23 protein-coding genes are annotated in these 22,613 nt (G+C 52.4%); 8 read left to right on the plus strand and 15 right to left on the minus strand.

Going from position 1 to position 22,613, the window contains the following annotated elements; translation table 11 throughout:
- Window positions 1-51: 51 nt before the first annotated feature.
- Window positions 52-951, plus strand: coding sequence for a LysR family transcriptional regulator (locus AAIE03_RS08175; RefSeq protein ID WP_072138756.1), 900 nt, complete (start codon window positions 52-54; stop codon window positions 949-951).
- 196 nt (window positions 952-1,147) lie between these two features.
- Window positions 1,148-1,621: a VOC family protein gene (locus tag AAIE03_RS08180; RefSeq protein ID WP_498562937.1), complete on the plus strand. Its 474-nt coding sequence runs from the start codon at window positions 1,148-1,150 to the stop codon at window positions 1,619-1,621.
- A 137-nt stretch (window positions 1,622-1,758) separates the two neighbouring features.
- Here AAIE03_RS08180 and AAIE03_RS08185 read toward each other — a convergent pair whose 3' ends face one another.
- Complete coding sequence (locus AAIE03_RS08185) at window positions 1,759-2,145, minus strand: hypothetical protein (RefSeq protein ID WP_029568773.1); 387 nt, start codon at window positions 2,143-2,145, stop codon at window positions 1,759-1,761.
- 485 nt (window positions 2,146-2,630) lie between these two features.
- Here AAIE03_RS08185 and AAIE03_RS08190 point away from each other — a divergent pair, with 485 nt between their 5' ends.
- From AAIE03_RS08190 to fetB, 3 genes are all read left to right on the plus strand, one after another.
- Window positions 2,631-3,236: a sugar O-acetyltransferase gene (locus AAIE03_RS08190; RefSeq protein ID WP_210523521.1), complete on the plus strand. Its 606-nt coding sequence runs from the start codon at window positions 2,631-2,633 to the stop codon at window positions 3,234-3,236.
- A 643-nt stretch (window positions 3,237-3,879) separates the two neighbouring features.
- Window positions 3,880-4,548 (plus strand): iron efflux ABC transporter ATP-binding subunit FetA, encoded by a 669-nt coding sequence (gene fetA / locus AAIE03_RS08195; protein WP_029570002.1) that lies wholly within the window; start codon window positions 3,880-3,882, stop codon window positions 4,546-4,548.
- Complete coding sequence (gene fetB / locus AAIE03_RS08200; RefSeq protein ID WP_210523628.1) at window positions 4,535-5,302, plus strand: iron efflux ABC transporter permease subunit FetB; 768 nt, start codon at window positions 4,535-4,537, stop codon at window positions 5,300-5,302. The genes fetA and fetB overlap by 14 nt, the downstream gene beginning before the upstream one ends.
- 484 nt (window positions 5,303-5,786) lie before the next feature.
- On the opposite strand, the gene AAIE03_RS08205 is transcribed toward fetB, so the two are convergent.
- Window positions 5,787-6,662 carry an MCP four helix bundle domain-containing protein gene (locus tag AAIE03_RS08205; RefSeq protein ID WP_498562938.1) on the minus strand — a complete coding sequence of 292 codons (876 nt, stop codon included), beginning with the start codon at window positions 6,660-6,662 and terminating at the stop codon, window positions 5,787-5,789.
- 725 nt (window positions 6,663-7,387) lie between these two features.
- Between AAIE03_RS08205 and AAIE03_RS08210 the strand changes: the two genes are divergently transcribed.
- A complete protein-coding gene (locus AAIE03_RS08210) occupies window positions 7,388-8,002 on the plus strand; it encodes an undecaprenyl-diphosphatase (RefSeq protein ID WP_104933372.1) in 615 nt (204 codons plus the stop codon).
- Window positions 8,003-8,459: 457 nt separating this feature from the next.
- Complete coding sequence (gene curA / locus AAIE03_RS08215; protein WP_210509617.1) at window positions 8,460-9,491, plus strand: NADPH-dependent curcumin/dihydrocurcumin reductase; 1,032 nt, start codon at window positions 8,460-8,462, stop codon at window positions 9,489-9,491.
- Between the two features lie 49 nt (window positions 9,492-9,540).
- On the opposite strand, the gene AAIE03_RS08220 is transcribed toward curA, so the two are convergent.
- The 6 genes from AAIE03_RS08220 to AAIE03_RS08245 form a co-directional block, all read right to left on the minus strand.
- On the minus strand, window positions 9,541-10,398 hold the full coding sequence (locus AAIE03_RS08220) for a PfkB family carbohydrate kinase (protein WP_089517356.1): 858 nt from the start codon (window positions 10,396-10,398) through the stop codon (window positions 9,541-9,543).
- Window positions 10,399-10,400: 2 nt separating this feature from the next.
- Window positions 10,401-11,258, minus strand: coding sequence for a MurR/RpiR family transcriptional regulator (locus AAIE03_RS08225; RefSeq protein WP_014605861.1), 858 nt, complete (start codon window positions 11,256-11,258; stop codon window positions 10,401-10,403).
- Complete coding sequence (locus tag AAIE03_RS08230; protein WP_014605862.1) at window positions 11,258-12,229, minus strand: ABC transporter permease; 972 nt, start codon at window positions 12,227-12,229, stop codon at window positions 11,258-11,260. The genes AAIE03_RS08225 and AAIE03_RS08230 overlap by 1 nt, the downstream gene beginning before the upstream one ends.
- A 29-nt stretch (window positions 12,230-12,258) precedes the next feature.
- A complete protein-coding gene (locus AAIE03_RS08235; protein ID WP_498562939.1) occupies window positions 12,259-13,758 on the minus strand; it encodes a sugar ABC transporter ATP-binding protein in 1,500 nt (499 codons plus the stop codon).
- Window positions 13,759-13,774: 16 nt separating this feature from the next.
- A complete protein-coding gene (locus AAIE03_RS08240; RefSeq protein ID WP_014605863.1) occupies window positions 13,775-14,815 on the minus strand; it encodes a sugar ABC transporter substrate-binding protein in 1,041 nt (346 codons plus the stop codon).
- Between the two features lie 65 nt (window positions 14,816-14,880).
- Window positions 14,881-15,861 carry a TIM barrel protein gene (locus AAIE03_RS08245; protein WP_014605864.1) on the minus strand — a complete coding sequence of 327 codons (981 nt, stop codon included), beginning with the start codon at window positions 15,859-15,861 and terminating at the stop codon, window positions 14,881-14,883.
- Between the two features lie 321 nt (window positions 15,862-16,182).
- On the opposite strand from AAIE03_RS08245, the gene AAIE03_RS08250 reads away from it, so the two are divergent.
- The gene (locus tag AAIE03_RS08250) at window positions 16,183-17,649 is read left to right on the plus strand and encodes a catalase (RefSeq protein WP_014605865.1); all 1,467 of its coding nucleotides are present in this window, start codon (window positions 16,183-16,185) and stop codon (window positions 17,647-17,649) included.
- A 53-nt stretch (window positions 17,650-17,702) separates the two neighbouring features.
- On the opposite strand, the gene AAIE03_RS08255 is transcribed toward AAIE03_RS08250, so the two are convergent.
- The 7 genes from AAIE03_RS08255 to AAIE03_RS08285 form a co-directional block, all read right to left on the minus strand.
- Complete coding sequence (locus AAIE03_RS08255) at window positions 17,703-18,332, minus strand: DapH/DapD/GlmU-related protein (protein WP_210509613.1); 630 nt, start codon at window positions 18,330-18,332, stop codon at window positions 17,703-17,705.
- Between the two features lie 626 nt (window positions 18,333-18,958).
- A complete protein-coding gene (locus AAIE03_RS08260) occupies window positions 18,959-20,260 on the minus strand; it encodes a PQQ-dependent sugar dehydrogenase (RefSeq protein WP_014593685.1) in 1,302 nt (433 codons plus the stop codon).
- Between the two features lie 12 nt (window positions 20,261-20,272).
- Complete coding sequence (locus tag AAIE03_RS08265; protein WP_014605867.1) at window positions 20,273-20,680, minus strand: DUF2231 domain-containing protein; 408 nt, start codon at window positions 20,678-20,680, stop codon at window positions 20,273-20,275.
- Window positions 20,681-20,795: 115 nt separating this feature from the next.
- Window positions 20,796-21,263, minus strand: a complete 468-nt coding sequence (locus AAIE03_RS08270; protein WP_072138750.1) for a thiol-disulfide oxidoreductase DCC family protein — start codon at window positions 21,261-21,263, stop codon at window positions 20,796-20,798.
- Window positions 21,214-21,855 carry a P-loop nucleotide/nucleoside kinase family protein gene (locus tag AAIE03_RS08275; RefSeq protein ID WP_015700330.1) on the minus strand — a complete coding sequence of 214 codons (642 nt, stop codon included), beginning with the start codon at window positions 21,853-21,855 and terminating at the stop codon, window positions 21,214-21,216. Before AAIE03_RS08275 ends, AAIE03_RS08270 begins: the two co-directional genes overlap by 50 nt.
- Window positions 21,852-22,289: a PTS sugar transporter subunit IIA gene (locus tag AAIE03_RS08280; protein WP_013025742.1), complete on the minus strand. Its 438-nt coding sequence runs from the start codon at window positions 22,287-22,289 to the stop codon at window positions 21,852-21,854. The genes AAIE03_RS08275 and AAIE03_RS08280 overlap by 4 nt, the downstream gene beginning before the upstream one ends.
- A 9-nt stretch (window positions 22,290-22,298) precedes the next feature.
- Window positions 22,299-22,568, minus strand: a complete 270-nt coding sequence (locus AAIE03_RS08285) for a hypothetical protein (protein ID WP_013025741.1) — start codon at window positions 22,566-22,568, stop codon at window positions 22,299-22,301.
- Window positions 22,569-22,613 lie beyond the last annotated feature (45 nt).

Raw genomic sequence — 22,613 nt, forward strand, 5'->3', positions numbered from 1 at the left:
AAGTTCAGGTATCCTGCTTTCAATGTACTCAGTGGTTAGCAGCATTAAACAATGAAAATCGATCTTAACCTTTTGCCCGTTTTTATCGCGGTAGCAGAAGAAGGTAATTTCAGTAAAGCCGCCGCACGGCTGGGTGTGACTCGTTCGGCGGTCAGTCAGGGAATAAGACGGCTTGAAGATACTTTCGGGACGATGCTTGTCATGCGCACCACCCGCGCGGTTAATTTAACGGAAGCGGGAGAACGACTGCATAAATCGCTGTCATTACCTTTAACCGGAATTAACGCTGCGTTCGAAGAGATCGTTTCTGACCCTGCGCCACGTGGACTTCTCAGAATCGCGGTGACATCAATAGCGGAAGAATTCCTGTCAGGTCCGTTGATCGCTTCGTTTGCAGCGGCCAATCCGGCCGTGACGCTCGATATTGTTGTGACGGACGAAGAGTTTGATATCGTGGCTGCAGGTTACGATGCCGGCGTAAGGCTTGGAGAAGTCATTGAAAAAGACATGATTGCGGTTCCCCTGACCGGTGAGCAACGCGAAATGGTGGTCGCATCCCCTTCCTACTTCACTGCCAACGGCCTGCCTGTTCATCCGCGCGATCTTGTACATCACCAGTGTATCGGCTGGCGCCAGTCCCCGGATATTCCGCCTTATCGCTGGCCATTTGAAGAGAACGGAAGCGCGTTCGACCTTGCGATTGAGCCGCAAATTACCACTAATGATCTGCGTCTGATGTTGAGGCTGGCTCTAACCGGCGGAGGCATCACACTGGCCACTCAGGAAACGTTCAGGCCCTATATTGAGAGCGGTGAGCTTGTATCCGTACTTGATGACTTTCTGCCAACATTTCCAGGCTTCTATCTGTATTTCCCTCAGCGTCGCAATATGGCACCAAAGCTTCGCGCCCTGATTGACCACGTCAGGAAATGGCGGCAACAATCGACGTAAATTCCTGCACAGGTTCTGTTTCATATCAGACCCGCGTGTTGAAGAAGGGGCGGTGTTGGAGGTGGGTTGAATAACCCTTTACAGGGATGATGCTTCCGCAACGGCACCATAACAGGACGCAGTTTGTTCCATTCGACGTTTTCAGCGGCTCAAACCGGTCTTTAAGCTTGACCTAAACTTAACCTGAGCTTTTAGAATGCATGTTTTGCTACGCATTGGGCGGATTGGGTATATGAAAATAGTCGATGTTGGTTTTACGCACGTTGCATTCGCTGTCAGAGACTTATATAAGAGCATTGCTTTTTATGAACGCTATGCCGGTATGGTTGTTGTCCACCGTCGCGAACCCAACGTTCCGGATGCACGTAAAGTGGCATGGCTCAGTGATCACAGCCGTCCATTTGCGCTGGTTTTGGTTCAGTCAGACAAGGTCACAGACACGCCCTTAGGTCACTTTGGGCATCTCGGCGTGGCATGTGCCAGCCGGGAAGAAATGGATAAGAAAATTAAAATGGCGCGCGCTGAAGGTGTTTTGCGTAAAGAGCCTGAAAATGCGGGTGATCCTGTGGGTTATTACGTTTTCTTCGCTGATCCTGATGGCAATACGCTGGAGCTTTCTTACGGACAGCGAGTGGCGCTTGAGGCCATTGGCAGCATGGCTTCTGATTAAAAGCCCGTTAACAAAAGCGATATTATTTCAGCAGGATGCGTGCCACCTGCTGTCCGGTATCGTTCTCTGTCCACTAACGGTATTTGATGACTATGCTGAACGGATCATAAAGCCTGCATTCCCGGTGCTCAACATCGTTAATTTGCCAAAGAACGTTGCGCCATGATGTCTTGTGCATAACCTTCAATACCAATATGGTGATCATGACTGATCTGAGAGATAAAGCTCTGCAGGAATTCGGGTGTTGAGTGAAGCGTGTCGGCAACGAGGTTATCGAAATCGCGCTGGGTTAAGCGGTCATTTCCTTTTAGCGTCGAATGCTGAAGCACTGTATGCGCAGTAATTTCGAGAACGGCGCGTCGGTAATTATCAGTCAGCAGGACATCAAGATCTTCCCGCTTAATCTCAAATGCAAATTCATAAGTGATAAATCCCGAATCGACAGGGAGTGAGTAGACCAGTTTGCCCCCTTCCTGAACGACATGAGGTTCATAGCCTTCTCCCATAAGATGCACTGACTGCATATCTCGCTCCTTTTTTGTCTTAAACTATTGAAGATGACTCGCTGAAATAACAACGTTTTTATGTCTTATCGGCTTGATGGCAGGCGGCAAGGTGCTCTGCATCCGTGCCCTTCACGCCCATAATGACACAGGTCTCCCGCAGCGTCGCAACACAAAGTCGCTACGCTTCATACGTCGAAGTGGAAACGGCTGTTCAGGCCTGCATTTACCCCTGCCCATGAGTATCAGCATCTCAAACGTAAGGCATGACGTTGTTAATGATTAAAAGATTTCTTTGAATGAAATACCGATATATGCGCGGGGATTTAACGAATGACTTTCGCACAATATATTGTGGATGGGGCATAGCATGTAGATTTTTAAGACGTTGCGGTGCAACGTTATCTCATTGGTGCTGCCAGGGTAGCCCTTTCGTCCCTGAGGCAATAAAAATTGAATACACTGTCTTCTGGACAACGATCTTCAAAAAAATGATAAGGAAGCCGATGAACGATGTAACCTGTGTACCTGATGGTGATCTCTACGATGCCACTCACGATGAGCGCATTCTTCATCTCCGGGATCAGGCTAAGGCACTCTGTTATGACTATAACCTGAGTCGACCCGACAATAAGGAAGCGCGCCTGGCTATTCTGCAGCGGCTTCTTAAAAAGTGCGGCAACAACCCTGTTATTGAACCGCCTTTCTACTGTGACTATGGCGCTAACATCAGGGTTGGCGACAATTTTTATGCTAACCATCATCTTGTTATTCTTGATGGGGCGGACGTGGTGATCGGGGATAATGTTTTTCTCGCCCCAAACGTCGGTATTTATACCGCAGGCCATCCTCTGGATTCTGAACGCCGTAATCAGGGACTTGAATATGCGCTTCCCGTGACCATCGGAAATAATGTCTGGATCGGCGCAGGTGTCAGCATTGTTCCGGGCATTACCATCGGCAATGACGTTGTCATCGGGGCGGGAAGCGTCGTGGTCAAAGATATTCCGTCAGGCGTACTTGCTGCAGGCAACCCTTGTCGTATTATTCGCGAAATCAATGATGAAGACCGCGCCCGCACGGCATTTTGCCCCAGGAAAGCCCCAAGGTGAGATCGGCATTTTGCGTGATCGAACAGGAAATATTGCTATGGCCGAACAGGTCAGTCAGGCCGGGAAGTCAAAACCAGGGCAGGCTATTGCCGGTATTGCACCAGCGTCCTGAGCAGCGACGCTGGAGAGGGCTTACTGGCGAGCCTGGGCCAGAAGATAAGCGAGGCTGCCGCAGTGCTTTCTGCACGCTGTGGCTATTCACCGCCGCATTTATAAGACGATTCTTCAGATTAACGTTAAGCAATTTAAAAAGTGATGGCTTTTATTGCTGCTGTACAAGCCCGCAAGGAAAGCCATGCCCCTCCGGAGAGAAGATCTGGAGAGCGATCGCCGTCAGAGGTGGGTAACGTCAAGCAACGTCGACCATCAGGAATCACGGTTATCGTGTTAACGGAAAGACATAAAAAATTTCTGCTCCGAAGGGGAGATTCGTGATTACAATTCCTCGCAATGTTATTCACTTCAACTACGTTTCACACTAATACTGACACAGACAAAAGGGGTTATCGGGCAAAGGCCGAACGTCTGGAATCTGTCACCTGATGGGCAGTGCGCATCGGCGTCATAAACGAAATTATCTTGTTATGGATTTAAGACCGAAAATCATTTATCCCTGCTGGTTATTTTTCTTTGAGGATGCGTTATGACCCCATTTTTACCTCTGCTTGACGTACAGGATGTGACGCTTTCAAGCCAGGGACGCACGCGACTCCTCCCCGTTTCTTTACAGATTCATCGCGCAGACTCGCTTGTCCTGACCGGCCCTTCCGGCAGCGGCAAAAGCACACTTCTCAAAATTATGGCTTTATTATTAAACCCAACCGCTGGGCAAATTCGCTTCAGGGGGCAGGATATCACTGCGCTTAACGCCGAAGAATATCGCCAGCGGGTGTCTTATTGCTTTCAGACCCCACAGCTATTCGGTAACACGGTCTATGAAAATCTGGCACTGCCGTGGCAGCTTCGCCAGCAGAAGCCCCAGCGCGACCACCTTGTGGCAGCCCTGGAAAGCGTGAATCTGTCACCGGAGATGCTGAATAAACCGGTTGAGCAACTTTCAGGTGGGGAAAAGCAGCGTGTCGCACTGCTTTGTCATCTGCAATTTGTGCCTGATGTCCTGTTACTCGACGAGGTGACCAGCGCGCTGGATGAAGATAATAAACGGGTGGTTCACGCGTTGATTAACAGCTTTGTCACCAGCGATCAGATGGCGGTTGTGTGGGTCAGCCATGATGTGAATGAAATACAGCACGCCACACGCCTGTTACGTTTGGCACCGTCAGAAAAGGAGAATAATGTTGAGTCAGCATAATATTACTGACACCTCGCTACTGCTGTCCCTGATCCTGGTGGCCGTGGCAATGCTGATCAGCCAAAAAGAGAAACTGGGTATGGGGAAAGACATCCTCTGGAGCGTAACCCGGGCCATCATTCAGTTGGTCATTATCGGTTATGTTTTGACGTCGATTTTTGCTGTCAACAATAGCTGGCTGACGGTGTTGATGGTGCTGTTTATTTGCGTGAATGCCGCCATTAACGCGGGAAAACGCAGCCGTAATATTGAGCATGCCGTTGTGATCTCCTTTGTGGCGATCGTCAGCGGAACGGTCATGACGCTGGCTATTTTGGTGTTGAGCGGTGCGATCGCGTTTCTGCCCATGCAGGTTATCCCCCTTTCGGGAATGATTGCCAGTAATGCCATGATTGCGGTGGGCCTGTGTTACAGCAATCTGAACCAGCGCTTTAGCGATAACCGCCAAAAAATTGTGGAAATGCTCAGTCTTGGGGCACCGGTAAAGCTGGCTTCTGCGCGCATCATTAGTGAAAGTATCCGGGCTGCCATGATCCCAACAGTGGATGCGGCTAAAACGGTCGGTCTGGTGAGTTTGCCCGGCATGATGTCTGGATTGATTTTCGCAGGCATTGATCCATTAAAAGCGATTAAGTACCAAATGATGGTTACGTTTATGCTTATTGGCACGGCCAGCTTGTCGACCATCATTGCAGCCTACCTGTCCTATCGGCGATTTTATACTGCCCGTGCACAGCTCAAAATGACCTTGTAGGCGATTTTTAACGCGAGTCTGGCTGTGCTCGCCTTTGCTCGTGGCAGTAACATCGCTGCGCAACGCCTGAGCCTGTTAAATTCACCTCTGTCGTCCTGTTGTTATCGCTTATTTTCAACACAACGAGGTAAAACACATTCATTAAATTTATGCTTAACCATTGGCAAAAAATGCTTTTTTTGTTAATTTTTGTTCATCGTTATCTGTCGGGCATCACAATCAATGCGCGTTTTAATTGTCGAAAAAGAGCAATCCTGTGGTCACGAGCTGGCATCCCGGTTGTCCTGCCAGGGCATGGTGGCCGACATCGCTTTTGAAGGCAATGACGTAGTCCGCCTTATCAAAAAGAACCCGCCTGACCTGTTTCTCTTCCGGTGTCATCAATTAACGGAGCAACACTGCGCGTTGATAGCGCGTTACCGTAAAAGAGGCATAGACGTACCTGTCCTGATTGCTGCGGCGGAGAGCACTAAAGCACTCAGGATTAAGGTCCTGGGAGTTCCGTGTTGCCTTGAGAGATCTCATCAGCAGCGAGTGCAACGGAGGAGGACGTATCCCTGATATGGGTCACCATGCTGCGCAGATTCGTCTGCATGGCATTGAGCGAAGCCAGCAGGCTGGACGTATCATTACGTCGCAGTACGACAGGCGATGTCAGATTACCCGAAGCGATAGCCGCTGCCAGAACCTGCGCCTGCGCCGGCTCTCCGCCAAGCTGGCGCATTAACGTGCGGGTAATAATCCAGCACGCCGCGATGGCGATGCCAAAAGAGAGAGCCACCAGCACCGACATCAGAATTGCAGTCTGGGATACCGTTTCCCTCGCATCTTTGACCGTTTTTTCACTGACCTGCATCTGGATTTCAGAAAGTTTATCCAGTGCGTTTAACATCTTACGTTGTACCGGCCTCACTGTTTTCATCAGGTAATCGATCGTTCCCGACGGCGATTTGTTCATGGCTGTTTTACCCGCGAGGGTAAGCATATCCAGGGCTGTATCATCCGTTGCCCGCAGATTTTCAAGGGCGTTTTTTCCTTCTTCTGAAACGTTCACTGCCATGCTGGTAGCCAGCTTGTCTCGGTTCAGTATGTATTTTTCCTTTTGCGCCATCAGCCTGTCCCATTCCGGCTGTTTTTCCTTTTCGTCGGTTAACAGTGCGATGTTTCTTACCGCCACCGAGATGTCCCTGGCCGAGCTGCGCATATCCTGAATCAGGTTGTATCGATACATTTTATTGTTTACCGCATTATCCATGTCATCGCGCGCCTTAAGGAGTGCGTGAAGTGCAATCCCTGTGCAGAGTAGAAACAGGATAATCAGCAGACTAAAACCGGCTGCGAGACGGGTGGCTATTTTCATATTATTTTCCTTTATGGTTCTATACTTTGCTGTGTCGTACTGGCATTGCTGAAAGTATTCGCAGGTAAGCAGGCTACGAATGAAGTTTTTCTCGTCTTAGTACGTTTAACGGCGGACCGGGCATTATTTATAGATCAGAATTGTTAGTTTATAGCGGACAAAACGGACGAGACGATAAACCAGGGACGCAAAGCCCAGTACTAGTGCGGTTCTGACCATAACGAAGGCAGGCTGAATATATTGTTATAAAAAGTTTCATAACGTGAAGGGACAATTTCAGCAAACGTTTTTTCTTTCTGCCATGCGTTCTGTATTAAAATTGAGAGCAGGCAATACGATAAATCAAGTCGCCATCGCCTTCATTTTTATCCGGGTTCGATGACCTTTCCAACGGATAAAAATCGCCCCATGCTTTAACTTATCACTATGATATAAATATCTTTTTCACACTCACTGTAAACGCCCAATACCTTTCTCCTGAAGATGGCGCTTCTGATGCTGCCTGTAAACTTTAACTTCATGTATTGCTAAAACAGGCGCACGTATAATTTTTATCAAGTAATGGTTACCAAACCGACTTAACACAATTTTTTCTGTGAAGGATTTCTTAGCGAAGGTAACAGTAAAATGCTTTTTTAAAGTAAACAAAAATAATGACGTTAAGGTTTCTTTAATGTCTTGACTGGAAAATAGGCCTTTTATTCTCCCAACGGACACATACCTAAATGGGCAATGCTCTTGAGACATATAATCAGGCTTTATTCCTGAAAATCAACGCCCTTCCCGGGACGCCTGAATGGCTGATCGATTTTGGCATTTTCTGCGCTCAATACCTGATTTTTTTGCTGCCGCTTATTCTGCTTATCTACTGGTTTGCCGGTGGACGAGAGGAACGTGGAACCGCCTTGTTTGCTGCAGCAACGGCATTTATCGGACTGTCCCTGGGCTTCCTGTGCTCTGCTGTCTGGTTCCATCCGCGCCCGTTTATGATTCGGCTGGGTCATCTCTGGATTGATCACGTGGCGGACTCGTCTTTTCCCAGCGACCACGGTACGCTTTTTTTGAGTATCACACTGGCGTTATTTGCACGACGCAGCTGGCTCGGCGGCATCGCATTGGCACTGATGTCAGCGCTGGTCGCCTGGGCACGTATTTTTCTGGGCGTTCATTTTCCATTAGACATGGTAGGCTCACTTGCGATGGCAGTTATAGCCGTGTTGATGACTCAACGCATGTGGCTACACAAGGGCGCATTGCTGCTCTCTCTTTTTGAAGCACTATTACTGTTACTCCTTAGCGTTTTACCCTTTAAGTTTGTTCGCTGGAGCAACAGAAGATGACAGGCGCAGACGCAGAGCGCGCGTGAAGCAGGCCGTTGAAGCGTATCCAGTGCTGGGATTGTTGTCGTAAGATGCGTGTTCGGCAGCGTCCTGCATTAACGTCAGCGTCAGAGGAAGGCCATACTGACCTGTTTTCAGATCTGCTGACATCATCCAAAGCAGGCTTTTGTCATGTCGCTGCGTTTAAACAGTCAGGCTAAATCTGAAACGCGCGACGCCGGGTGCTCAGCCCGCATCCGATTAACCGGGACATCCTGTTCCCCACTCCACGCCGTGGATTCAGAGCAATCCGAATGCCCCGTAAAAGAGGCGCTGCGCTTAGTGGCGCGCCCTTCTGACCCTTTCCCGCCGGCATGTTAACAGCCAGCAGGGTTAAGCATGCTTTTTTCACTCATCTACACTTTAGCCATTCATTCCCGGCAAGCCTCAGCGGTTTGCCCATGCAAAGGACGACACTATGACTGAACAATCGACAACAAATCACGCCTGGCTTTTGGCTTCACGCCCACAGGGTGAACCAACGGAAGATAATTTCCGTTATGTTGCGCAGCCAACGCCTGAGATCAAAGAGGGCGAGATCTTACTGCGGACGATTTATCTGTCACTCGACCCTTACATGCGTGGACGCATGGACGAGGGAAAATCTTACGCGCCACCGGCAGAGCTGGATCAGCCGATGGTAGGCGGTACGGTCTGTCAGGTCGTCGCATCAAAAAACGGTGAGTTTAAAGAAGGCGACTGGGTTCTTTCACAGAGCGGCTGGCAGGAATATGCCGTTTCCAAAGGTGACGATGTTGCCCGCCTTGATAACGATCTGCCCCATCCTTCCTGGGCGCTGGGTATTCTCGGTATGCCCGGCTTTACGGCCTATATGGGGTTAATGGATATCGGTCAGCCGAAAGAAGGTGAAACCCTTGTGGTTGCCGCCGCAACGGGTCCGGTGGGCGCCACCGTGGGCCAGTTAGGTAAAATTAAAGGCTGCCGCGTGGTCGGCGTGGCTGGTGGTGAAGAGAAATGCCGCCATGCCGTTGAAAATCTGGGGTTCGATGCATGTATCGATCACCACAGTCAGGACTTCGAAGAGCAGCTGAAAAACGCCTGCCCGGACGGTATTGATATCTATTTCGAAAACGTGGGCGGTAAAGTATTCGATGCCGTGTTCCCGCTGTTGAACACTGCCGCGCGCGTGCCGGTCTGTGGGCTGGTTTCCGCCTACAGCCAGAAAGAGCTGCCTGCCGGTCCGGACAGAACCTCGCTGATTATGGCAGGCATTCTGAAACGCCGTATTCGCATGCAGGGTTTCATTATTTTCCAGGACTACGGCGATCGCTACCCGGAGTTCCTGAAAGCCATGACCCCGCTGGTGGAGAGCAAGAAAATTCAGTATCGCGAGCACGTCATTGAGGGCCTGGAAAATGCCCCTAAAGCCTTTATTGATATGCTGAACGGCAAAAACTTTGGGAAAACGGTCGTTAAAGTGGCCTCGTAATCCCGCTCTGGCTGGCAAAATGCAACGTCACTGACGTTGCATTTTTTTATCAGGCCGGGCGGGAAACGTGATCTGCCGCCGCATTGTTGGCTTTAGCGACCGCGCCCGCGAGTTTATCGCCAGCGTTAAGCGACTGACACAGCACGCCCATGAAGCAGTCGCCCGCGCCATGGGTGCTGACCAGGGTGACCTGACGGGCAGGAAAAGCCTGCGTTTCCCCTGCTTCACTGAAGGCCACGCCGTGCTCTCCGGCAGTCACCACCACGCGGTCGAAACGCAGTGCCAGCTCTGCTGCAGCCTGCCTGGCTGAGGCCAGATCGGTCACCGCGATGCCAGTCATATCCCGGGCTTCAACCCCATTCACCACCAGCAAATCAATGCAGCGCGCGAATTCGGGAGAGAGTGGCCGGGCCGGTGCCGCATTAATGCACACCGGAATCTGCTGCTGCCGCGCCGCCTGCGCCGCGACCAGATTAATGGCTTCCGGCACCTCATTCTGCAGCACCAGCATCGACACATCCTGCCAGAAACCGGCCTGCATGAACGGCTCGGCAGCGATATGTAGATTGGCGTTGGACACCACCACCGCGCCGTAATCGCCTTCAGCATCGGTAATGGCAACGCTCATGCCAGACGCAATATCGTCAATCCTCGTGACTGCATCGGTATTCACCCCTGCCTGGCGCAGCGTTTTCAGCAAAAACGCGCCCTGTTCATCGGCCCCTACCGCACCAATAAAACGGACATCTGCACCTGCTTTTGCGGCCGCTATCGCCTGATTGCCACCCTTGCCCCCAAACTTGTAGTGGCAGGCGGTTCCCATAACCGTTTCGCCTTTTTCAGGCCGATGATGCGCATCCAGCATAATGTCGTAGTGAAGACTGCCGGTAACTGCAATTTTACTCATGCTCAGAATTCCCGCAGATCCTGAACCGCATGCTGGGTTTTCATCAGGTTTTTCTCCGCACGCGTTAAATCCTTTTTCGCGATGGCCACGAACAGCGCATCCAGTATATTCAGCTGGGCAATTCGTGATGCGGCATTTTCACCTAACAGATGCGATCCCTGAGAAGTTGAATTAAGTACCACATGCGCATGACGCGCAATAGGCGACTCGGCGTAATTCGTAATCACAATTACTCTGGCACCGTTACGTCCGGCTAATTTAACCGGATCGTTAACAGCACGCGTCGCACCGGAGTGACTAATCGCAATCACGACATCATCGTCAGATAACACGGCGGCAGACATCAGCATAATATGGGCGTCATCGTAGGCAGTGGACTTAATGCCGATCTTCAGCATCTTGTGGGAGAGATCGCGGGCAACCGTGGCCGATCCCCCTACCGCATAAAGATCAATATGACGCGCCTTAAAAATAATATCTGCTGCGCGGTTAAATTCAGATACATCTAAAATCGACAACGTTTCTTCAATAGCCTGAATAGATGTTCTGAAGACTTTTGCCAGTAATTGTTCCGATGAATCATCGGGCTCAATTTCCGCATGTAAACCTGCCACTTCAGAGGCGTTATAATAAATTAAACTGCTTCTGAAATTCCTGAACCCCGTGAAGTTAAGCTTTTTAGTGATCTTAACTATCATGGCTTCCGATACGCCGTTTTCCTGCGCAATCTCTTTTAAAGACGTGTGTTCGGTGATATCCGTTCTGGCAATGATTGCCTCAATGACTCGCCGTTCTAACGGCGTCAGTTGGGGTAATCGCATACGAATTTGAGCGCCAATGGCTCGCGGATCTTGCTTCATTACTTGCCTCGGGTCGCTCGGTCAATCAACATCGCTATGATAATAATAAGACCCGTAGCGAGCAATTGATAAAACGCCTGAATATTAAGCAAGGTCAGGCCGTTACGTAACGCCCCGAGAATAATCACGCCAATCAGGGTGCCAAAGATACTGCCTTTGCCGCCCATCAGTGACGCACCGCCGATGGCAGCGGCCGCAATGGCATCCAGCTCCCACAGGTTGCCGATGGTGGGTTCCGCCGCACCCAGACGGCCAATCAGAATCAGCGACGCCAGAGAGGCCAGCATGCCAGAGATCACGTAAACCGTGACTTTGGTGCGTTTAACCGGCACACCTGCCACGCGGGCCGCTTCTTCATTACCGCCAATCGCCAGAATGTACTCTCCCAGCGGGGTTTTATTCATGACCGTCCAGAGGCACAGCGCAATCACGGCAACCACGACGATCGGCGTGGGCACGCCGAACACCGTGCTGTTGATGAGGCTACGGAACGACATGGGAATACCGAATACGGGATTACCGCCGGTGGAGATCAGCGCGATAGCACGAAACAGCGACAGGCCACCCAGCGTAACGATAAAGGGTTGCAGGCCGGCATAAGCGATAAGCGTCCCGCTAAATATCCCGCTGACTGCGCCGACGCAAAGCGTGGCCATGATGGCCAGCGGCACCGGCACGCCAGACACCATCAGCGTGGCGCCCAACACGGCAGAGAGCGCAGCCGTTGGCCCAACCGATAAATCAATTCCGCCTGAAATGATCACCAGCGTCATGCCCAGCGCAATTAAGGCATTAATGGAGGACTGCTGCAGAATATTGAGCAGATTCGGAACGGTAAAAAATACCGGCGACAGAAAAGAAAATGTCACCACAATAATCAGTAATCCAATTAACGTGCCGGCATCGCGCAGATTAAATTTTAACAGCGGAGAGGCGCGGCTCACCGGCTGCATGTTCGTTTCAGTCGTCATGGTTATCGCCTTTATATACAGGTATGAGATCAGGCAGTTTCAACATCTTTAATGGCAAAACGGGCAATATTGTCTTCGGTGATAGCCTCGCCCTTTAACTCTTTGGTTATTTTCCCTTCGCGCATCACCAGTACACGATCGGAGATACGAATGATTTCCGTCATTTCCGATGAGACAACAATAATGGCTTTACCTGCCTTCGCCAGTCGTTCAATTAAATTATAGATTTCTGACTTGGCACCAATATCAATGCCGCGCGTGGGTTCATCGAATAAAAAGACTTTTGCGTCAGCGGCTACCCAGCGTCCGATAATGACTTTTTGTTGATTACCGCCACTGAGCGTACCGATGGTTTTTTCAATATCCATGGGGCGCAGTTTAAGATCGCTCATCACCTCATGTGCTGCCCTGTTTAACCGCTGCTTATTGATCACGCCGCCCAGGGTGAACTGACGCATGGACGGCAGCGCCATATTCATTTTCACCGGGCGGGCTTTAATAATGCCCTCTTTTTTACGATCTTCCGGCACCAGACCAATCCCCGCTTTTATGGCCGCGCTGATATTATGGTTTGGAACGGAATACCCATTGACCTTCACCGTGCCGCTGCTGCGCCTGTCGATACCGGCAATCAGCTTAAGCAACTCGGTACGTCCTGCGCCGACCAGCCCCGCAATGCCCAACACTTCCCCGGCGTTGACGCTAAAATTAGCGGGCGATATTTCATTGCCACGCGCCAGATTTTCGACGCGTAATACTTCCTGAGCGGTGACAAAGGCGTTGTGATCGAGCCGTTCTATTTTGCGCCCGACCATTTTAGCCACGATGCTTTCTTCATCTTCATCGCAGATGTTCACCACCCCAACCTGTTTGCCATCGCGCATGATCGTCGCCCGGTCACAGACTCTGAAAATCTCGTTCATCTTATGTGATACATAGATTAAAGAGACGCCCAGCGATTTGAGGTCGGCGATCAGTTCAGCCAGCCGGTCAAACTCGCGCGGCGTCAGACTGGAAGTTGGCTCATCCATCGCGATGATTTTGGCGTCATCCAGCAACGCACGGGCTATTTCGACAATCTGCTGCTGCGAAACCTTAAGATGTTTAATCGGGCTGTTGGGATCGATCGTGGGATCGAGCCGTTTCAGAATCAGCGCGGCACGCGACAGCTGGGCTTTTTTATCCACCCACCAGCCTTTTGCTTTGGTCAGTGGGCGGCCCAGAAACATATTCTGCGCGACCGAGAGCTCTGGAACATGCTGCAGTTCCTGATGGATCATCGCGATCCCCGCATGACGCGCGCTGAGTGGGCTTTTCATCTGCACCGTCTGGCCGTTGACGCTGATTTCGCCACTGTCTGCGCCGCGCACGCCGGAGAGAATGTTTAGCAGCGTAGATTTGCCCGCGCCATTCTCACCGATCAAGGCATGTACTTCACCGGGCTTCACAAAAAAGTCGACATTTTGTAAAGCTGCGGCGCTGCCGTAGGTTTTGTTGATGCAGCGCATCATTAAACGATACTGTTCCATACGCTCTCCGCCAGGCTTACTGTTTAGCTAACAGTTGACGCAGCTTTTCCATGTCCTGAGTGGAAAACGCATCCGCATTCTCTTTGGTGATCAGCGCCTGCGGTGTGGACACCACGCGTGAGATTTTCTGGCCGTTAATCAAACGCAGCATCACATCCATCGCCACTTCACCCGTCAGCACCGGGAAGCTGTCCACGGTACCGGTCAGTTCGCCGCGCTTGATGGAGGCATAGGCATCGGAGATCCCATCGGTTCCGAATACGGCCACCTGTTTGGCTTTGTCCATGGCGCGTACCGCTTCCACCACGCCCAGCGCCATCGTGTCGTTATTGGCATAAAAACCGATCAGGTCAGGATGCTGTTGCAGGATAGTGCTCGCCGCATTAAAGGCCTGCTCACGACTCCAGTTGGCCGGTACGCTGGCCACCACATTGAATTTGCCGTTGGCCTTGAGCGTTTCTTTAAAGCCGCTGGTGCGCTGACCGGCAGCATAGACGCCAGGCTGTCCTTCGATCACCGCAACCTTGCCGCCCTGCGGATGGTGCTCGATAAACCATTTCGCTACGCGCACGCCGTTGTCTTTCTGGACATTACCGACGTAGTGTTCCGCATTCGGCATCACCGCGTCATTGACGTTCACAACCGGGATTTTTTTACTGTTGGCGCTTTCCAGTGCAGGCTCAAGGTTAATGTCGGTTTGCGGAGAGACCAGCAGGCCGTTATAGCCCTGAGAAATCATGGTTTCGGCAATCGACAACTGGCCCAGTTGATCGTCTTCATTTGCCGCGGCCTGATAAGCAACGGTGATGCCATATTTTTTGGCGGCGTTCTGGTAGCCCTCGCCCAGCAAACGCCAGTATTCATTGGTCAGGGTTTTGGATACGCCACCGATTTTGAGAGATTTATCGACTTTCGGCATCGCGCCATAGCGACTGTCGAGCGTTGACCAGTCGGTGCGGTCCTGTTCCGTATCGGACTTAAGCGGTGCCAGATCGGCGGCATAAACGCTGGCACACAAGAGCGACGAAGCGATAACGGCGAGTAAACGTTTTTTCATTTTTTCAGCCTTTTATTCTGCGTTTGTAGGGTAAGAAATTGCTGTTCTGCAGCCGGCGTCGTGCGTTAACGCGCCAGCATAATGTCGTTGACGATTTGCTGTGAGGCGACCGCATCCTGACGGCTGATCGCCGCTGCCAGCGCCGGATTATCATTAAGCTGGTCGCAAAGCTTGAGTAATCGCGTCACGGTGGCAATGTTGGTTTCGGCTTCACGTACTGGATCCAGTCCGCTGGCATCCGGGAAGGTGTCAAAATAGTAGGCGCCCTGATAACCATCACGCTGCATCTGCCACAGAAACTCCAACGTGGCGCGCGGATTAACCGATGCCGCCATCAGTCCGTCATCACGTTTGCCCCAGCCGTCGTTTAAATCCAGCCCCAGCAGCCGGGAACGACGCGCCACCATGGCCGCCGCCCAGGCAGGAATTTCATTGGCGAACAGGACATGGGCGAAATCCAGCGTGATGCCGAGGTTCGGGCTTCCGGCCTCTTCCACGGCCAGCAGGCAGGTGGTCACGTTGGGAAAAATGCTGTAGGCACGCGGCTCGTTGGGTTTGTATTCAATGCTCACATCCACGTCCGGCGCGTAGTCGGCGATTTCACGCACCGCGCTGACGGCGTCTTCCCAGATTTTTTTGTAATCGACCTGGAAGCAGTAGTCGAAACCGTCCTGGCCCATCCATAACGTCATTAAGCGGGAGCCAAATTCCCGTCCGGTATCGATTCCCCGCTTGGTCAGGTCAATCGCCTCACGGCGAATTTTCGGATCCGGATGGGTAAATGCGCCAATTTTGAACTGCGGTGCATCCCACCGCATCTGCATGCCGTTGACCGCCAGCCCGGCATCCTCAATAGCCTGGCGCAGCGTTTTACTGTCACTGGTGAGGTGCTGCGGATAGTTGAGATCCAAATGCGTTAAGCCTTTAACCTTGCCCGCGCGCGCCACCATTTGCAGTACAGAGGGCTTGCCCTGCAAATCTGGCCAGTAGAGATGTGCCCCCGAAGCAAAGGAGTTAAGACGAGTAGCAAACTTTAAATCTGACATGAGGCTCAATCCTTAGTAACAGGGTTGTAATGTACTTTCCTTTTTCACAACTAACTGTGAAGTTATATTAGAATTTACACTTCTCGCTTGAACACGCAATCCTTGTTGTCGCTGAAATAACCAAAATGCGAGAGCGGTCACGGATTAATCAGCGCGGGCAACGATCTGCGGGGACAGCCAGTAAAACGTGGACGACTGCGCCAGGTCAGCCATAGCCGGCAGCAGTAAATGTGAAAACCCGGGAGGATTAGCCGATGCAATGGCCAGATATGCACTACGCTTACTCCATGCATTACCCTTATAAAAATGGAGACTATTTCGATGAGTCATGATGAGCGTAAACCCACCACAACCGATGCCGGTATTCCGGTGGCCAGCGATGAGCATTCCCTTTCCGTCGGTCCCGATGGCCCCCTGGTGCTTCACGACCATTACCTGATTGAGCAGATGGCCAACTTCAACCGGGAACGCATCCCCGAGCGGCAGCCCCATGCGAAAGGAAGCGGCGCATTTGGCTTTTTTGAGGTGACTGAAGATGTGAGTCGCTACACCAAAGCCAACGTTTTTCAGCCGGGCACGAAAACTGACGTGGTGATGCGTTTTTCAACGGTGGCTGGCGAGCGCGGCAGCCCGGATACCTGGCGCGATCCGCGCGGATTTTCCATTAAGTTTTATACCCGCGAAGGCAATTACGACATGGTGGGCAACAATACACCGGTGTTCTTTATTCGCGATCCCATGAAGTTTCAGCACTTTATTCGCTCACAAAAGCGCCGCGCCGATAACAATCTGCGTGACAATGATATGCAGTGGGATTTCTGGACGCTGTCACCCGAATCCTCGCATCAGGTCACCTGGCTAATGGGCGACCGTGGGATTCCCAAAAACTGGCGTCATATGAATGGGTATTCCAGCCACACTTATATGTGGGTCAATGAACAGGGTGAAAAGTTCTGGGTGAAATATCATTTCCACACCGACCAGGGCATTGAATACCTGACGCAGGAGCAAGCCGATAAACTGGCAGGCGAAGATGGCGATTACCATACGCGTGACCTGTTTATGTCGATCAAAAACGGCCAATTCCCGAGCTGGACCCTGTACATGCAGATCATGCCGTTTGCTGAGGCTGACAGCTATCGTTTCAATCCTTTCGATTTGACCAAGGTGTGGCCGCACAGTGATTATCCACTCATCAAAGTTGGCAAGCTGACGCTGAACCGCAACCCAACGGACAACCATGCGCAGATTGAACAAGCCGCATTTGAACCGAATAATCTGGTCCCTGGCATCGGGCTCAGCCCGGATAAGATGCTGATTGGTCGCGTGTTTGCTTATGCCGACGCCCATCGCGCACGGCTTGGAGTGAACTATAAACAGATCCCGGTTAATGCCCCGCAGTCGCCGGTGAACAGCTACAGCAAAGACGGGGCGATGCGGATGAATCCGGTATCCGACCCGGTTTACGCCCCCAACAGCAAAGGCGGCCCGGTGGCAGATGGCGACCGCTATCCCACCGACTCGGTCTGGTCAGCCAGCGGCGACATGGTTCGTGCCCCTTACTCACTGCGTCAGGACGATGACGACGTGGGCCAGGCAAATACCCTGATCAACAAGGTGATGGATGATGCCGCGCGCGACAGGCTGGTCAACAACGTTAGCGGTCATCTGCTGAACGGGGTTGAAGAGCCGGTGCTTTCGCGAGCGTTTCAGTACTGGCGCAACATCGACCAGACCATTGGCGATCGTATCGCCAGCAAGGTGCAGGAAGCACGCGCTAAGCGATAACCCGCACATCTGACGGTGGCGTAAGCCACCGTTACTCTTTTGCGCAAACGCGCTCAGCCATGTCTGGCACAAAACTGCTCAATATCCCCTGACTGAAAATCGGCCAGGTTAGCCATGATTTTTTCCAGCGGCCAGTTCCACCAGGCAATCTGCTGTAGCCGGGTTGCAATCGCCGGATGAAAACGAACGCGGATTGGTTTAGCCGGCACGCCACCCACGACGGTATAGGGCGCCACATCTTTGGTCACCACCGCACCTGCCGCCAGCACCGCACCATCGCCTACCGTCACGCCAGGCAGGACAATCACGCCATGACCTATCCAGACATCGTTGCCAATGATCACCCGTTCTTCGCGGCGGGCGCTAAAAAAACCGTGGTCGCGCGTGGCCGTAGCATCGTAATACTCCGGACAATAAGTAAAGCGGTGTTGCGACGCCCGATCCATCGGATGGTTAGGTGCACCGATGCGTACCTGATTGGCAATGGCGGTGAAGCGGCCTATTGCGCTGTCTGCGATGCAGCAGTGTTCACCGACGTAAGAGAAGTCGCCAAGGGTGCTGTATTCAAGGTAACTGTGCGCCAGAATTTCACACTGTGAGCCAATCTGGGTTTCGCGCATACGTACGCTGGCGTCAATTTCGGTCTGCTGGAGTTTGGCGGGTTTGACAATGGCAAGTGACATGAAAAGGCTCCCGGAACTGGTCTGATGTCTGGATAAGTTGTGCCTTTGAGGCACCCGATTGCCGCGCCACTGTAGCCGGGAAAGATGACAGGCAATTGACAACGAAAAAGGCGGAGTGGTTAGCTCCGCCTTGGTCAAAGTTCCGGTTAATTTGCATGACCGGTCAGTTGCATAAGGGCAACGATGATCTGCAAGATGATCCGGATGATTTCCAGAATCAGCTTCGTCAGTTCCATCACTTTCCTTCTCCCGCAACAGGAGCGCGCTGTTCAGCAACCAGGGCCTTACCGTTACCCGCCAGGTGCCTGAGCACAACTTTGTGGAGAGGGCTGAGCGGCACTCGGGGTTTAAGCCACAGGTCAGCACCACCTGTTACCTGCCGGGATTTGCATTACCGAGCTCCCCTGGAAGCAATCAGTTAACCCTGCGGCGATACCCAACACTCAACACATGTATAAATATACAGTATTTTCGCCAAACTTGAAGTCTTGCGCAGCCCTCTTTACAATCAATTTGTGGAGAGTGCTGAGCACCTCGTTCGCCATCCGGTTACCCGCCGGGCAACGAACGCATAAAAAAAGGATTTGGCGTAATGCCAAATCCTTTTTTGTGTCTGCAGTTTAGCCTTAGTTCGCCGAACTCACGCGCCAGATCGTATCACCGGCGTCATCCGCAATGATCAGACCGCCCTGTTTGTCGCTGGCCAGACCGACCGGTAAGCCACGCACCTGTTTCTCGTCTTGGGTTAAGAAGCCGGATACCACGGTTTGCGGTTGCCCTACCGGTTTGCCGTTCTCAAACTTCACCCAAATCACTTTGTAACCGTTGAGGGGTTTGCGGTTCCAGCTGCCGTGCTCACTGATAAACGCGCCACCGCGATACTGCGGCATGTTCTCAGCGCCGTAGAACAGCAGTCCGAGCGGTGCGACATGCGAACTCAGCGCATAGTCAGGCTTAATCGCCTTTTCAACCAGGTCCGGCCGCTGTGGCTGCGCCCGCACGTCAACATGCTGGCCGAAATAGCTGTAAGGCCAGCCATAGAAGCCGTTCTCTTTAACCGAGGTCAGGTAATCAGGCACCAGGTCAGAGCCGATTTCATCACGCTCATTAATCACCGCCCATAGCTGCTTCGTCTGGGGTTCCCAGTCAAGGCCGGTGGGATTACGCAGCCCGCTGGCATAGATCCGGCTGGCGCCGCTGGCGGCATCCACTTCCAGAATCGCGGCGCGGCGATATTCGGCGCCAATGCCGTTCTCGGTAATGTTGCTGTTGGAACCGACGCCGACATAGAGCTTGCTGCCGTCCGGGCTGGCCAACAGCGCTTTCGTCCAGTGGTGGTTAATGGGCCCGCCAGGTAACTCGGTGACCCACTGGGGCGCGGTGCGAATTTCGGTTTGCCCTTCGCTGTAAGGGAATTTCACCAGACTGTCTGCGTTAGCCACGTACAGCGTGTTCCCCACCAGCTGCATACCAAAGGGGGCACTCAGGTTTTCAATAAAGCGATGCTGTTCCCATTTACCGTTTACGTTGCGCAGCAGCGTGATGCGGTTGCCGCCCTTGCCCCCTTTGCCCGAGGCATTTTTGACCAGCCCGGTGATCAGCTCTTTGGGCTTGGTGGTCGGTTTTGGCATGCCGTTCGATTCGGCGATCAGGATGTCGTTATTCGGCAGAACATAAACCTGACGTGGATGCTGAAGATGGTCGGCAATCTTTTCAATTTTCAGCCCCTGCGCCACGGTTGGCTTTTCACCGTTCTTCCAGGGTGCGCCTTCCGGTACCTGCATGGGCGGCACCATAAAGTTTTTGGCTTCCGGTAACTCGGGATTGGCACCGATTTGCTTTTGCGGATCGATCGTCGCCCCGGTATCACAACCCGCCAGCAGGGCCATCATCGTCAGCGCAATAAGGGATTGTTGCGGCATTTTCATTATGGCTTCTCCTTAAGCAGTACGTTGACGTAGCGCAAGTTGCACGTTCGCCAGCAGCAGCAGTATCACGACCAGGGTCGACAGAATCGCCGCCGTTGGCACCACGGCATACGCGTCACGGCTGTGAATAAAGGCATTGGCAATGGCCAGAATGATGGCGACCAGAGAGAGCCAGAAATGGGTTTTCTCTGGCGCAGTGCTGCCGCGAAACATATAAATCAGACTAATTATTCTGGGCAGGATGGCAATCACAAGGCCAATGGCGATTAACCAGCTGGCACTGATTGACCAGAGAATGATAAAGGTTTTCATATAGATGATATCGAACAGCCAGGCCGCCACGAAAAAGCCAAGCGGTACAGGCTCCAGAAGAGCATACAGCGTCACAGCGACGGCCGAACGTCCAGAGGTATTGCGCATGTTTTTCTCCATTTTGAATAATATTACAGCTCAAGCACAGCGCATTACTTTTCCATCACGCCGTAAACCTGCCTGTAAAATATTAGTAAATCTGAAGAAAAATGACGGTTTTAATTCACATTATCGCGGATTTAACCTGACCCGCACCGCTGTCAGGCGGCGATGAGAGAAAACGCCCCGGATAATCGGCCGTAATCGCCTGTTCCAGGGTATGGCGCCCGAACAGCCTGTAGCGGTTGAGCGCGATACCGTTGTAGAAAAAATTACTGATGGGGTCGGGAAACGCGCGCAGGACGCTCAGCGCCCGCCACGGCAGCGGTAACTGCTGCATCACCCGCAGCACCGCCTGGGCACGCAGCCAATGACCCTCGCTACGGATATAGACGATCGTATTGATATTATCCTCGGGCAGGCCGGCCCATTTCAGCAGCCCTTTGCCCTGTTCACTTTGCACGGACGCAAAACGAACCTGCCGCGCCAGCCGATGGCGCAGCAGAAAACGCACCCAGCCCGTACAGAGTTTACATACGCCATCATAAAGCACGACGCTCTCGCCCGTTTGCAGATAGGGTGGCTGTGGCATGCTCCTCTTCCTCTGTTTCATCCTTAACAGAAGCAGTATAGCCTGCCCACCTCAGATGTTGAGCCAGCCACTGGCCCACCGCGTGCTCGTCAATGGCACTGGCATTGACTTTCAACAGCGGCCCCAGCGCCATCGGCTGCGCCTCCTCTGCCAGGCGACGCAGCTCGGGAAGGTACTCGGCGCCAGGATGGCCCGGCATGCGCTGCGTGAGCCGTGACTGATAGCGCGCGACGGCGGCGTCAGGTGCTATCTGCATCCAGACCTCCAGCACCTCGCTCACGCCAGCCCGCTTTAATCCCTGCTCCAGTACGCTTTTGGGCTGAAACCCAAACCATGCATCGATCAGGAAGACGCAATCAGCCGGGGACTGAGCGACAATGTTCCAGATAGCCTGGTACGCTGCACAGCCCAACTGCCGGTTACGCTGGCGGTCGACCGGCGCAAAGCTGGACATAAAAGGCTCCTTCAGGCTGTCCAGCGTGAGAACCGGCAGGGAAAAACGCCGTGACAGCGCACGGGCCAGCGTGCTTTTGCCTGAGGCGGGAATGCCGTTAACCAACACCACCCGCTTGATGACAGTTTCACTGGTCATAGGATCTCCATCACTTCCGCGACGCTGCTGGCCTGACGTAACCTGACCAACGTTTCTTCATCCTCTAGCAGGGTGACAATCGCGCGAATCCCCTCTTCTATGTGGGCATTACTGTCACGGGCGCCAAACATGATCACAATATCCGCCTTGTCGCTGCCGTCAAACGAGACCGGCTCCGAAAGCAGTACCATGCTGAAGCAGTCGCGAATCACGCCCGTTTCCGGGCGGGCATGCGGGATGGCGATACCTTCTTCAAACACGTAATAGGCACCGTGAGTCAGCGTATTCTCGATCACCGCCTGAGGATAAGAGGCCTGAATATAGCCGCCCTCCACCAGCGGCCTGGCCGCCATGGCGATAACCTGCTGCCAGTCCCTGGCGGCAATACCTACCTGAACAGCATTGGCTTCCTGTAATAACTGTTTAATGGTCATTACTGCTCCTTAAACTGATTTACGCACCAGATTGCGTAATTCATCAATTTTCACAAAAAGAGGATCAATGTCATCCCGGTAAAGGCGACTTTTCGCAAACAATGATAATGCACGGTTATATTCCAGCATTAATTGTTTTTGCGTTTCAGTGTCGCCTGAATTCGCTGCCAGCTTTGCTTCCAGCGCCGTTATTTTTTGACTGACCTGCTCTGCCTGACGATCGCGTTCTGCATCCTCTGAGGCCGTATTTTCCACTTTCTTTTTCATGAATCCAAACATAGCGTCTCCTGCCCCGAAAAGCGCCAGGGCACTTCAGGTTTATTC

This window comes from Pantoea sp. Ae19-2, from assembly GCF_059801205.1.

Excerpts from the sequence above, each read along its gene's own strand:
- AAIE03_RS08210 (WP_104933372.1), top strand. The coding sequence starts at position 7,388 with ATGGGCAATGCTCTTGAGACATATAATCAGGCTTTATTCCTGAAAATC.
- AAIE03_RS08175 (WP_072138756.1), top strand. The coding sequence starts at position 52 with ATGAAAATCGATCTTAACCTTTTGCCCGTTTTTATCGCGGTAGCAGAA.
- AAIE03_RS08285 (WP_013025741.1), bottom strand. The coding sequence starts at position 22,568 with ATGTTTGGATTCATGAAAAAGAAAGTGGAAAATACGGCCTCAGAGGAT.
- AAIE03_RS08280 (WP_013025742.1), bottom strand. The coding sequence starts at position 22,289 with ATGACCATTAAACAGTTATTACAGGAAGCCAATGCTGTTCAGGTAGGT.
- AAIE03_RS08190 (WP_210523521.1), top strand. The coding sequence starts at position 2,631 with ATGAACGATGTAACCTGTGTACCTGATGGTGATCTCTACGATGCCACT.
- curA (WP_210509617.1), top strand. The coding sequence starts at position 8,460 with ATGACTGAACAATCGACAACAAATCACGCCTGGCTTTTGGCTTCACGC.
- AAIE03_RS08220 (WP_089517356.1), bottom strand. The coding sequence starts at position 10,398 with ATGAGTAAAATTGCAGTTACCGGCAGTCTTCACTACGACATTATGCTG.
- AAIE03_RS08225 (WP_014605861.1), bottom strand. The coding sequence starts at position 11,258 with ATGAAGCAAGATCCGCGAGCCATTGGCGCTCAAATTCGTATGCGATTA.
- AAIE03_RS08185 (WP_029568773.1), bottom strand. The coding sequence starts at position 2,145 with ATGCAGTCAGTGCATCTTATGGGAGAAGGCTATGAACCTCATGTCGTT.
- AAIE03_RS08260 (WP_014593685.1), bottom strand. The coding sequence starts at position 20,260 with ATGAAAATGCCGCAACAATCCCTTATTGCGCTGACGATGATGGCCCTG.
- AAIE03_RS08265 (WP_014605867.1), bottom strand. The coding sequence starts at position 20,680 with ATGCGCAATACCTCTGGACGTTCGGCCGTCGCTGTGACGCTGTATGCT.
- AAIE03_RS08275 (WP_015700330.1), bottom strand. The coding sequence starts at position 21,855 with ATGACCAGTGAAACTGTCATCAAGCGGGTGGTGTTGGTTAACGGCATT.
- AAIE03_RS08205 (WP_498562938.1), bottom strand. The coding sequence starts at position 6,662 with ATGAAAATAGCCACCCGTCTCGCAGCCGGTTTTAGTCTGCTGATTATC.
- AAIE03_RS08240 (WP_014605863.1), bottom strand. The coding sequence starts at position 14,815 with ATGAAAAAACGTTTACTCGCCGTTATCGCTTCGTCGCTCTTGTGTGCC.
- AAIE03_RS08245 (WP_014605864.1), bottom strand. The coding sequence starts at position 15,861 with ATGTCAGATTTAAAGTTTGCTACTCGTCTTAACTCCTTTGCTTCGGGG.
- AAIE03_RS08255 (WP_210509613.1), bottom strand. The coding sequence starts at position 18,332 with ATGTCACTTGCCATTGTCAAACCCGCCAAACTCCAGCAGACCGAAATT.
- AAIE03_RS08270 (WP_072138750.1), bottom strand. The coding sequence starts at position 21,263 with ATGCCACAGCCACCCTATCTGCAAACGGGCGAGAGCGTCGTGCTTTAT.
- AAIE03_RS08250 (WP_014605865.1), top strand. The coding sequence starts at position 16,183 with ATGAGTCATGATGAGCGTAAACCCACCACAACCGATGCCGGTATTCCG.
- AAIE03_RS08180 (WP_498562937.1), top strand. The coding sequence starts at position 1,148 with ATGCATGTTTTGCTACGCATTGGGCGGATTGGGTATATGAAAATAGTC.
- AAIE03_RS08235 (WP_498562939.1), bottom strand. The coding sequence starts at position 13,758 with ATGGAACAGTATCGTTTAATGATGCGCTGCATCAACAAAACCTACGGC.
- fetA (WP_029570002.1), top strand. The coding sequence starts at position 3,880 with ATGACCCCATTTTTACCTCTGCTTGACGTACAGGATGTGACGCTTTCA.
- AAIE03_RS08230 (WP_014605862.1), bottom strand. The coding sequence starts at position 12,229 with ATGACGACTGAAACGAACATGCAGCCGGTGAGCCGCGCCTCTCCGCTG.